General features: G+C 71.7%; 7 protein-coding genes. 1 reads left to right on the top strand and 6 read right to left on the bottom strand.

Annotated features, from left to right (window positions below; all coding sequences use genetic code 11):
* Window positions 1–11 precede the first annotated feature (11 nt).
* The gene (gene gyrB, locus RSE42_RS00035; RefSeq protein ID WP_031315400.1) at window positions 12–2087 is read right to left on the bottom strand and encodes a DNA topoisomerase (ATP-hydrolyzing) subunit B; all 2076 of its coding nucleotides are present in this window, start codon (window positions 2085–2087) and stop codon (window positions 12–14) included.
* Window positions 2088–2648: 561 nt separating this feature from the next.
* On the opposite strand from gyrB, the gene RSE42_RS00030 reads away from it, so the two are divergent.
* The gene (locus RSE42_RS00030) at window positions 2649–4211 is read left to right on the top strand and encodes a hypothetical protein (protein WP_114552591.1); all 1563 of its coding nucleotides are present in this window, start codon (window positions 2649–2651) and stop codon (window positions 4209–4211) included.
* Window positions 4212–4301: 90 nt separating this feature from the next.
* Here RSE42_RS00030 and RSE42_RS00025 read toward each other — a convergent pair whose 3' ends face one another.
* The 5 genes from RSE42_RS00025 to dnaA all read right to left on the bottom strand — a co-directional run bounded on the left by RSE42_RS00025 (window position 4302) and on the right by dnaA (window position 11302).
* Entirely contained in the window at window positions 4302–4802 is a 501-nt protein-coding gene (locus RSE42_RS00025) for a DUF721 domain-containing protein (protein WP_061268303.1), read from the bottom strand.
* 106 nt (window positions 4803–4908) lie between these two features.
* The gene (gene recF, locus RSE42_RS00020) at window positions 4909–6213 is read right to left on the bottom strand and encodes a DNA replication/repair protein RecF (protein ID WP_061268277.1); all 1305 of its coding nucleotides are present in this window, start codon (window positions 6211–6213) and stop codon (window positions 4909–4911) included.
* Window positions 6214–6250: 37 nt separating this feature from the next.
* Complete coding sequence (gene gnd, locus RSE42_RS00015) at window positions 6251–7189, bottom strand: phosphogluconate dehydrogenase (NAD(+)-dependent, decarboxylating) (RefSeq protein WP_034651935.1); 939 nt, start codon at window positions 7187–7189, stop codon at window positions 6251–6253.
* Between the two features lie 53 nt (window positions 7190–7242).
* Window positions 7243–8373, bottom strand: coding sequence for a DNA polymerase III subunit beta (gene dnaN / locus RSE42_RS00010; protein WP_034651929.1), 1131 nt, complete (start codon window positions 8371–8373; stop codon window positions 7243–7245).
* Window positions 8374–9880: 1507 nt separating this feature from the next.
* Window positions 9881–11302: a chromosomal replication initiator protein DnaA gene (dnaA, locus tag RSE42_RS00005; protein ID WP_043651559.1), complete on the bottom strand. Its 1422-nt coding sequence runs from the start codon at window positions 11300–11302 to the stop codon at window positions 9881–9883.

Here is an 11302-nt window from a genome sequence, read left to right as displayed (position 1 = left end):
CGAGGAGCGGCTCAGATGTCAAGGAACCGCACGTCCTTCGCGTTGCGCTGGATGAAGCTCCGGCGGGACTCCACGTCCTCGCCCATGAGGACGGAGAAGATCTCGTCGGCCGCCGCGGCGTCGTCGAGGGTCACCTGGTTGAGCGTGCGGTGCTCGGGGTCCATGGTCGTGTCCCACAGCTCCGAGTAGTCCATCTCGCCCAGACCCTTGTAGCGCTGGATCCCGTTCTCCTTGGGGATCCGCTTGCCGGCGGCCTGCCCGGCGGCGAGGAAAGCGTCGCGCTCCTTGTCGGAGTACACGTAGTCGTGCGGGGCGTTCGACCACTTGAGCCGGTAGAGCGGCGGCTGCGCGAGGTAGACGTGCCCGTTCTCGATGAGCGGACGCATGTACCGGAACAGCAGCGTGAGCAGGAGCGTCGCGATGTGCTGGCCGTCGACGTCGGCGTCGGCCATGAGGACGATCTTGTGGTACCGGAGCTTCGTGAGGTCGAAGTCCTCGCCGATGCCGGTGCCGAAGGCCGTGATGATCGACTGGACCTCCTGGTTCGACAGGGCCCGGTCGAGGCGCGCGCGCTCGACGTTGAGGATCTTCCCGCGGATCGGCAGGATCGCCTGCGTCCGGGGGTTGCGCCCGCGCACGGCCGAACCGCCCGCCGAGTCACCCTCGACGATGAAGATCTCGCACTCCTCCGCGCGGTTCGACTGGCAGTCGCGCAGCTTGCCCGGCATGCCGCCGGACTCGAGCAGGCCCTTGCGGCGGGTGGCCTCGCGTGCCTTGCGGGCGGCGAGGCGCGCCTGCGACGCCTGGATGGCCTTGCGGATGACGTCGCGACCCTCGTTCGGGTGCGCGTCGAACCAGTCGGTGAGCTGCTCGTGCACGACGCGCTGCACGAACGTCTTCGCCTCGGTGTTGCCGAGCTTCGTCTTCGTCTGGCCCTCGAACTGCGGCTCGCCGAGCTTCACCGAGATGACCGCCGTCAGGCCCTCGCGGATGTCGTCGCCCGTGAGGTTCTCGTCCTTCTCCTTGAGGATGCCCTTGTCGCGCGCGTAGCGGTTGACCAGCGAGGTCATCGCCGCACGGAAGCCCTCCTCGTGCGTGCCGCCCTCCGTCGTGGAGATCGTGTTCGCGTAGGTGTGGACGGACTCCGAGTACGCGCTCGTCCACTGCATCGCGATCTCGACCGAGATGCGCTTCTCCGTGTCCTCCGACTCGAAGTCGATGACGTCGGGGTGGACGAGCTCGACCTTCTTCGCCGTGTTGAGGTGCTTCACGTAGTCGACGAGGCCGCCGTCGTACTTGTAGGTCACGGTGCGCGCGGGGGACGAGCCGGCCGCGGCGGTGCCGTCGGCCTCCGAGACGCCGTCGGCGTCCGCCGCCGCGTCGTCCCCGCCCGTCACCTCGTCGCCGGTGTCGAGGTGGGCCGGACGCTCGTCCGTGAGCGTGATGCGCAGCCCCTTGTTGAGGAACGCCATCTGCTGGAAGCGCGCCCGCAGGGTCTCGAAGTCGTAGTCGGTCGTCTCGAAGATCTCCGGGTCGGCCCAGAAGGTCTGCGTCGTGCCCGTCTCCTGCGACGGCTCGAGCCGCTCGACCGGCGCGACCGGCTTCCCGCCCTCGGTGAACTCCTGCCGCCACGCGTACCCGTCGCGCCGGACCTCGGACACCATGCGCGTCGAGAGCGCGTTGACGACCGACATGCCCACGCCGTGCAGACCGCCGGAGACGGCGTACCCGCCGCCGCCGAACTTGCCCCCGGCGTGGAGGATCGTCATGACGACCTCGAGCGTCGGCTTGCCCTCGGTCGGGTGGATCGCCACGGGGATGCCACGGCCGTTGTCGACGACGCGCACGCCGCCGTCGGCCAGGAGCGTCACGTCGATCGTGTCCGCGTGCCCGGCGAGGGCCTCGTCCACAGAGTTATCCACAATCTCGTACACAAGGTGGTGGAGACCGCGCTCACCGGTGGAGCCGATGTACATGCCCGGACGCTTGCGGACCGCCTCGAGGCCCTCGAGGACGGTGATGTTGCTCGCGTCGTAGCCGCCGCCCGCCGAGGGTGCCGCCTCCGCGGACGCCGTCGGGTCGGGGATGGCGGTGTCGGTGTGCTCTGCCACGGGCAGGACTGCTCCTCGTCGTCGTGCGCGCGACCGCCGTGTCCGTGCCGGACCGGCCGCCGCTGCTCAAAGGTTCCGGGCCCGCACCGCCGCCTGCGCCGGCTCCGTGCGAGGAGCGTCCGACCGGCCGCGGACGGCCGGTGGAGGCGCCGCGGACGGGTTGCGCGGGCGGGTGGTGACAAGACCCGGAATGACCTCCCCAGTCTACCCGCCACGAGCCGAATTCCGCGGATCTCGGCCGTCCTGAGGACATCTCGCAGGACATTCGCGACGCGATCCGCGCCGTCCCGGCGGAAGTTCTCCACACGGTTGTCCACAGGCTCTGTGCACGACGCTCGGGCGACCGTCGACGGTCGCCGGAAAAGTGCCCGCAGCAACCGCCCTGCGCTCCAGGTGGGAGCGCTACCGCAGCGGACAAGTCGGGAATCGGTGTTTCACGCGGAAAGTGGTCTAATACCACACACCATCCTGATTCGCGCGTCGTCCGCGCAGCAGCGATACCACGCGGGCGGCTCGACCCCGAAGGGACCCCACTCAGTGAAGAGACTCCTCGCGAGCGCTGCGGCGACAGCGCTCGCGCTCGGCGGCCTGCTCGTGGCCACCGCGGCACCCGCCTCCGCTCACACGCCCGACGTCACCGCCGACTGCACGACGCTCTCGGTGAAGCTCTGGGCCTACTCGAAGAAGAGCAACGAGCTCACCGTCACCGTGGACGGGAAGGAGGTCGAGTCCACGACCTTCGAGCGCCAGCTCACACGGTCGTACGACCTCGACCCCACGCAGGACCACACCTGGACCGTCTCCGTCGACGCGTCCGACGGCCGCCAGTACGACTACGAGCAGTCCGGCTCGACCCGGGCCTGCGAGACGCCCGACGCCCCGGTCCAGGTCGGCGTCTACGTGTACCCCAAGCTGGACCGCACGAAGGACGCGGCCTGGGAGAACTCCGGTCCGCAGAAGATCGTCACGAGCGCCGAGATCGCCGCGCCCGAGAAGCCGTGGGACAAGGCCTGGGTCGTGCAGCCCCTCGACCTGGACGACGTGCGCGAGGTCGCCCGCGCGATCCAGCCCGGCGTCGACACCGCCGAGCTGTGCACCGCCTGGGCCGTCCAGCAGGATCTCGTGGACCTGCCCGGCGGTCTCGACGACCTCCCGACGGACATCCGCTACTCGCCCGACGGCAAGCACCTCGGGGAGTTCCCCGAGGGCACGCTCGTCGCGTGGGACCACCAGGACCTCGCCGACCTCCTCCCCGAGGGCGCGTGCGACACCCCGAGGCCCGGTGCGCCTGCCCAGCCGGTCCAGGAGGAGGTCGACGTCCTCGTCACGCCGGACGTGCCGACCGCCGTCGAGGTGTGCGGCACCGAGCTCACCGAGCAGAACCTCCCCGCCGAGTCGGAGGACGTCCGGTACACCCTCACCGAGGAGGGCGTCGTCGCCGAGCCGAAGGACGCTGAGGCGACCTTCTCCCTCGAGACCGAGGGTCTCGGCTACCTCGTGACCGAGGACGGCCGCTTCGCGCTCTTCCCGCTCGAGGACCTCCTGCCGTCCGACGAGGCGTGCGCCCTCGTGCCCGGCGAGATCGGCGCCGTCTGCCAGGGCGACGTCCCGTACCTCGGCTACGAGATCGGCCTGCCCGAGGGCGTGACGGTCGACTCGGAGACCCCGCTGACGATCACCTTCCTGCACCCGAACGGCGGCGAGGACTACGTCGTGACGGACCAGCCGCTCAGCGGGACCCTCCTGTGGCCCGGCGCCTCGGCCGAGGAGCCGAGGCAGTGGCCCGGGTTCGTCCGGAACGAGGACGGCTCGTACACGGAGACCGACGGCAACTACGCCTGGACCCGCGACGGCGCCGAGGTGCTGTTCGAGGTCAACCCGTCGTACTCGACCGTGGTCGAGTACCCGCCGGCGACGAGCGCGTGCGCGAACCCGCCCGTCGCCCCCGTGGCCGTCGAGGACGTCGCCGGACCCGAGGAGCCGACCGGCCCCGCGCTCGCCACGACCGGTGCGACGGTCGCCGGCGCGGCCGCGTTCGCCGCGCTGCTCGTCGGCGGCGGGGCCCTGGTGCTCTGGCTGCGCCGCCGAGCCCAGGCCTGACCCCCTGACGTGGTGACCAACGCCCCGGTCACCACCGCGAGGCCCGCCGTGCCCCCTGCACGGCGGGCCTCGTCGTCGGTCCGGACCTTCTCAGCCCCAGGTGTCGCGGGGACCCGGACCCCGGACGGACTTCTTCCCCCGGCGGAAGCTCGGTCCCGCCGGCCCGAGGACGGTCACCGTCTCGACGACCCCCTCGCCCACCTCGCGCGCGAGACGTTCGAGCAGCTGCGGCGTGAGGAGCCGCACCTGCGTCGCCCACGCCGTCGAGTCGGCCCGCACGACGAGCACCTTGTCCTCGAACGTCTCGGGCTCGCAGTGGTCGGCGACCTGGTCGCCCACGACCTCCCGCCACCGCCCGACGACGCCCCCCACCGACACGTCCGCGACCCAGTCCCGCTCGCGCAGCAGGCGCGCGACGACGTCGCCCAGGAGCTGCGGGTCGCGACCGCCCGGGCGCGCGCCCGACGTCGGCGGGTCCGCGAGGATGCGTCGGCGAGGCTCCTGCCCGGGCCGGAGCCCCTTCGCGCGCGCCGCCGCCTTGGCGCGGTTCAGGGCCTGCCGCGCCACCTCCGCCGGCGGGGTCAGCTCCACGACGTGGCCGACGGGCAGCCCCGTCGTGCGTCGCTCCGGGAGGTCGTCGGCCGGGCCGGGGCGCGCGTCGTCGTCCTGGCGGTCCGCCCCGTCCCGGTCCGCGGGCTCAGTCCTCGACACGGTGCACCGTCCCGTCGTGCACGGCGAACCGCGCGCCGTCGAGCCGGCTCGGGACGTCGTCGGGCACGGCCGCGGTGATGATCACCTGGCCCGCGTCGGCCACGAGCTCGGCGAGCCGCTCGCGCCGCCGGACGTCGAGCTCGGCGAACACGTCGTCGAGCACGAGGATCGGCTCGCCGTCGGGCCCCCACTGGTCCGCCCAGAGGAGCGAGTCGAGGCCCGCGGGGGCGCCGTCGCGCAGCAGCCGGTACGACGCCAGCCGCAGCGCGAGCGCGAACGACCACGACTCGCCGTGGCTCGCGTAGCCCTTCGCCGGGAGGCCGCCCAGGGTGAGGACGAGGTCGTCGCGGTGGGGACCGACGAGGTTCACCCCGCGGTCGACCTCCTTCGCGCGCACGGCCTCCATGGCCTCCAGCATGCGCCTCTCGAGGGCCGCCACGTCGGGGATGCCCGACGCCGGTGCGTCGCCCGGGTCCGCGGCGTCACCCGCCGCGGGCGGCCTCACGGGACCGTCGTCCGCGTCGAGCGCCTCGTCCACGGACGAGCGGTACGCGATGCGCGCCTCGCCCTGCCCCGCGCTGACCTGCTCGTACGCCTCCGCGACGTAGGGCGTGAGCGCGGCCACGAGCTGCAGGCGCAGCGCCGTGATCTCCGCGCCGAGGCTCGCGAGGCGCGCGTCCCACACCTCGAGCGTCGCGAGCGGCGAGGCCGCGGTCTCGGGTGCGTCGTCCTCGGGCGGCGGCTCGACGGCGGACGGCCTCCGCCGGCCGCGGCCGCGCAGCGCCGTCGCCGACTTCAGCAGCGCGCCGCGCTGGCGCAGCACCCGGTCGTAGTCCGCGAGGAGCGCCGCCACGCGCGGCACCAGGAGCACCGCGAGCTGGTCGAGGAAGCGACGCCGCCCGTCCGGGTCGCCCTTGACGAGCGCGAGGTCCTCCGGCGCGAAGAGCACCGTCCGGACGATGCCGAGCACGTCGCGCGGCCGCTGGGCCGGGGACCGGTTGATCCGCGCCCGGTTGGCCCGCCCCGACGCGATCTCGAGCTCCACGGTGCTCGCCCGGTCGCCCCGCACGACGCGCGTCCGCACGACGGCGCGCGTGGCACCGGCACGGACGAGCGCGGCGTCGCCCGCGACGCGGTGGCTCGCGAGCGTCGCGACGTACCCGATCGCCTCGACGAGGTTCGTCTTGCCCTGCCCGTTCTGCCCGACGAGCGCGTTCACGCCCGGGACGAGCTCGACGTCGACGGACTCGTACGAGCGGAAGTCGACCAGGGAGAGGTGCGAGACGTACATCGGTGCGGCGAGGGTCGAGGAGGTCGGCGGGGAGCGGTCAGGCCGGGGGTTCGAGCGGCCCGGCTCCCGGGGAGGCGGGCCCGGCCGCCTTGACGGCGTGCCCGCCGAACTGCTGGCGCAGCGCGGCGACGGCCTTGAGCGCGGGCGACTGCTCCTGGCGCGAGGCGAAGCGCGCGAAGAGGGCGGCGGAGATCACCGGCAGCGGGACGGCGTTGTCGATCGCCTCGTCGACCGTCCAGCGGCCCTCGCCGGAGTCGTCGACCCAGTCGTCGATCGCGGCGAGCTGCGGGTCCTCCTCGAGCGCCTTGACGAAGAGGTCGAGGAGCCACGAGCGCACGACCGTGCCACGGGTCCACGCCTTCATCGTGCCGTGCACGTCCTTGACGAGCTCGCTCTTCGCGGCGAGGAGCTCGTAGCCCTCGGCGTACGCCTGCATGAGCCCGTACTCGATGCCGTTGTGGACCATCTTCGCGAAGTGCCCGGCGCCGACCTCGCCCGCGTGGACGAAGCCCTCCTCGCGCGGGCCGTCGGGACGCAGCGCGTCGAAGACCGGCATGGCCGCCTCGACGTACGTCCGGTCCCCGCCGACCATGAGCCCGTAGCCGTTCTCGAGGCCCCAGACGCCGCCCGAGACGCCGACGTCGAGGTAGCCGACGCCCTTCTCGGCCAGCTCCGCGGCCCGCGCCTGGTCCTCGGCGTAGTAGGAGTTCCCACCCTCGATGACGAAGTCGCCCTCGCCGAGCAGACCGCCGAGCTCGGTGACCACGCCGCGGGTCGCGTCGCCCGCCGGAACCATGACCCACACGATGCGCGGGCCGTCGTCGGGCAGGGCCGCGACGAGGTCGGCGAGCGTCGCGACGTCCGACACCTCGGGACGAGGGTCGTAGCCGACGACCTCGATACCGGCGGCGCGGACGCGCGCCCGCATGTTGTTGCCCATCTTGCCGAGGCCGACGAGGCCGATGCGCGTGACCATACGAGTCCTCCGGGGTGCGGTGGTGCGGTGCGAGCCGTCCGGCTCCGTCGGGATCAGCCGGCGAAGCGGATCGGCACCAGCAGGTAGCGGTAGTGGGACGAGTCCTCGCCGTCCAGGGAGTCCTGACCCGTGAACTCGACCGGCTTGTTCGGGTGCGTGAAGCTCAGGCGCACGAAGTCGGTGCCGAGCGCGCCCAGGCCGTCGAGCAGGAACTGCGGGTTGAACGCCACCGAGATGTCCTCGCCGACGAGCACCGCCTCCAGCGCCTCGGACGCCTGCGCGTCGTCGCCCTGTCCGGCGTCCAGGACGACCTGGCCGTCCGTGAACGACAGGCGGATCGGCGTGTTGCGCTCGGCGACCAGGGACACGCGCTTGGCGGCGTCGATGAGCGGGGCGGTGGGGACGACGGCGTGGATGGGCGTCTCGTCCGGGAAGAGCCGACGCACTGCGGGGTAGTCGCCGTCGACGAGCTGCGACGTCGTATGACGGCCCCCGGCCTCGAAGCCGATGAGGTCCACGCCGGCGCCCGTGTTGAGCCCGATGTTGACGAGGCCCGAGCCACCGAGGGACTTCGCCACGTCGTTGAGGGTGCGCGCGCGCACGAGGGCGACGGCGGAGTAGCTCGGGGTCACGGGCGTCCAGGTGAGCTCGCGCAGGGCGAGGCGGTACCGGTCCGTCGCGAGGAGCGTGATCTTCTCGCCCTCGATCTCGACGCGCACGCCCGTGAGGAGGGGGAGCGTGTCGTCGCGGCTCGCCGCCACCGTGACCTGCGCGACGGCGTTCGTCAGCTCGTCGCCCGAGACGGTGCCGGAGAGCTCGGGCATCGCGGGCAGCGCCGGGTACTCGTCCACCGGCATGGTGAGGAGCGTGAACCGGCTCGCGCCGCACGTCACCGTGACCTTGTTGCCCTCCAGGACGACGTCCACGGGCTTCGCGGGCAGCGCCCGGGAGATCTCGGCGAGCAGCCGGCCGGAGACGAGGACCGTGCCGGGCTCGCTGACCTCGGCGGGGATCTCCGAACGGGCCGAGACCTCGTAGTCGAAGCTCGACAGCCCGATGGTCCCCGACGCGTCGGCCTCGAGCCGGACCCCGGCGAGGACGGGCGCGGGCGGGCGGGTCGGCAGGGTTCGCGCCGTCCAGGTCACCGCGTCGGCCAGGACATCACGCTCAACCCGGAACTTCATCCCACACCCTCTCGTCCCCACGTCTCGGTCGGACCCGATCTTCACATGTGCCGTCCTGCTTCGCCGCGACGCCGGGCTCGCCGTCGGGGCCGCTCGTCCTCGCTCGTCCACCGGGCAGGTCTGCCTCTGTGGACACGAGGTGCCGGGTCGCAGGTCCGCGCACACGTGTCGTGCATGAACCCTACGCGAGGAGGCGGGTGGGAGGAACTGGAACGGCGGGCCTGGGGACGGAGGCCCGACGGCGGTCTCCGCCGACGTCGCGCGCTCACCACGGCTCGGCCAGGATCGGGAGCGGGCTCGTGGAGCACAGGTCGCACCGTCGGCCGCCGGGGCCTGATGAAGGCGTGTGGAATTTCCCCTCTGAGAACACTTTCGTCGTCGTCATAGGGGTTGTGGATCTCGTGGAAAACCGGTGTCCGCCCAGGTCAGAGGGCACAAATGCGTGTGGACGAACCGGTGAGCCCAGTGTGGGAAAGTCGCGGCGCCTGTGGGCGGCCGATCTGCCCCCACACGTCGTCCACCGATCGAGGGCGCCCCGTCCACACCGAGAGGGCCTTCGTCCACAGCTGTCCACAGAACTGTGCACAGACCCGGTCCGGGTGAGCCGTCCACAGGGTGTGTACGAAGGTCTTCGTCCACAGGTTTCGGGGGGAAAACCATGATGTTGTCAGGATTTGTCGCGACGCACGCGACCCTGTGGTCCACCGTCGTCGTCCGCATTCCGCGGATGTGAATACCCACAGGAGTCCTGTGGATGACTGTGGACAACTCCACCCACATGCTGTGTACGAGTGTCGTTCACGACCGTGGTTGGGGAGTCGCGTGGTCGCTTGGAGCCGATATCCACAGAATATGGCACCGCAGTGGGCAACTCTGTGGACAGCACGCGAGACCGGTGAGGAAGGGTCTTCGGGGTCCGTGACGAGCTGGCGACACCGTCCGGCGGCGGTGGACAAGGCCGATGACATGCCGCTCGGGGAGGGGTGCGTCCGGTCCGTCCGGGGTCGTCGGACGGCGTCTCGTCGCGACGAGGCTCGACAGCCGGAAGAAGATCGGATGGTCGCCGAGGGATCTCGGTGATCTCGGACCCGCTCCGCGGGGATAGCAGGAATCCGGGCAGAGGCCTGGAACGCGATCGATGTGGATCGTCCGAGCTCGACGCAGGTCGAGGAAGGCCACTGGGGGCGCGTGACACGGAGGGCCACCGGGGGCGTGCGGTGCGACGCGAGAGAGCCCGGCCGCGACGCCCGGCCGCGACGCCCGGCCGCGACGCCGGCCGCGACGCGTGCCGAGGGCTGCGTCGTGCCCGGGTGCGAGGCAGAGCGGCGGGGATGTGCGGTCGCCCGCCGTACGGCGGACCCGCCGTGGGCTCAGGGAGCCCCGGTGCGCAGGGGCGGCGGGAGCGACCCGCCTCGTCCGGGACCGAGCCGCACGGTGAGGGGAGAGAGCCGCGGTGAGCACGTCGTCGAGTCGAGGAGCAGCACCGTCCGGGCACGGCCGCGCCGCCTCAGCCGCGGTGCTGCTGCTTGATCCGGCTCGTGAGCTCCGTGACCTGGTTGTACGTGGAGCGGCGCTCGGCCATCTGCTCGGTGATCTTGCGGTTCGCGTGCATGACCGTCGTGTGGTCGCGGCCGCCGAACTGCTGCCCGATCTTCGGGAGCGACAGGTCGGTGAGCTCGCGGCACAGGTACATCGCGATCTGGCGAGCGGTGACGAGGACGCGCGATCGCGAGCTGCCGCAGAGGTCGTCGATCGTCAGGCCGAAGTACGCGGCCGTCTGCGCGATGATCGCGGCGGGGGTGATCTCCGCGCTGTCCTCGTCGGTGATGAGGTCCTTCAGCACGATCTCCGCGAGCGGGAGGTCGACCTGCTGGCGGTTGAGGTTCGCGAACGCGGTGACACGGATCAGCGCGCCCTCGAGCTCCCGGATGTTCGTCGAGATGCGCGACCCGATGTAGGACAGCACGTCGTCCGGAGCGGCGAGGCGTTCGCTCGACGCCTTCTTGCGGAGGATCGCGATGCGCGTCTCGAGGTCCGGCGGCTGGACGTCCGTGATGAGGCCCCACTCGAACCGGGAGCGCAGGCGGTCCTCGAACCCGTTGAGCTGCTTGGGGGGCAGGTCGGACGTGATGACGACCTGCTTGTTGGCGTTGTGCAGCGCGTTGAAGGTGTGGAAGAACTCCTCCATCGTCTGCTCCTTGCCCTGCAGGAACTGGATGTCGTCGATGAGGAGCACGTCGACGTCGCGGTAGCGCCGTTGGAACGCCCCGGCCTTGCCCTCACCGATGGAGTTGATGAAGTCGTTCGTGAACTCCTCCGAGTTCACGTAGCGCACGCGCACGTTGGGGTACAGGTTGTGGGCGTAGTGCCCGATCGCGTGCAGCAGGTGCGTCTTGCCGAGCCCGGAGTCCCCGTAGATGAACAGCGGGTTGTAGGCCTTGGCGGGTGCCTCGGCCACCGCGACCGCGGCGGCGTGCGCGAACCGGTTGGAGGAGCCGATGACGAACGTCTCGAAGACGTACTTGGGGTTCAGCCGGCTCGGCTCGGCCTGGGGACGCGGCGGGGGAGGTGCCGGCAGGTCAGGGAGGAGCACGTCGTCGGGCTCGATGTAGGGGCGCTCCACCGCCGGCCGCGACGCGGGCGCGAGGACGGGGTCGGAGCTGAGCTCCGGGTCGACGGTGATGCCGAACCGGACGTCGCGCCCGAGGCAGGACGACATCGCGGTCACCAGCTCGTCCCGGACGCGCGTCTCGAGGTACGTGCGGGTCTGCTCGTGGGGAACCGCGATGAAGACGGTGTCGTCCAGGATCGCGAGCGGCTTGGCCAGCCGGATGAACGCGATCTGCCGCGGGGTGATGTCCGGGCTCGCCTCGAGGATGCTCAGGGTCTGTGCCCAGACGTCGGCGATGTTCTCGTCCGGGTTGGCCAC

Origin of the sequence: Cellulosimicrobium sp. SJTW-1 (genome assembly GCF_047716875.1) — a bacterium.
In the GTDB taxonomy this organism is placed as follows: domain Bacteria; phylum Actinomycetota; class Actinomycetes; order Actinomycetales; family Cellulomonadaceae; genus Cellulosimicrobium; species Cellulosimicrobium funkei.
The sequence above is the reverse complement of the archived record's forward strand: the minus strand, read 5'-3'. Positions and strand labels throughout refer to the sequence as shown.

Coding starts and splice junctions, on each gene's coding strand:
- recF (WP_061268277.1), bottom strand. CDS start 6,213: ATGTACGTCTCGCACCTCTCCCTGGTCGACTTCCGCTCGTACGAGTCC.
- gnd (WP_034651935.1), bottom strand. CDS start 7,189: ATGGTCACGCGCATCGGCCTCGTCGGCCTCGGCAAGATGGGCAACAAC.
- dnaN (WP_034651929.1), bottom strand. CDS start 8,373: ATGAAGTTCCGGGTTGAGCGTGATGTCCTGGCCGACGCGGTGACCTGG.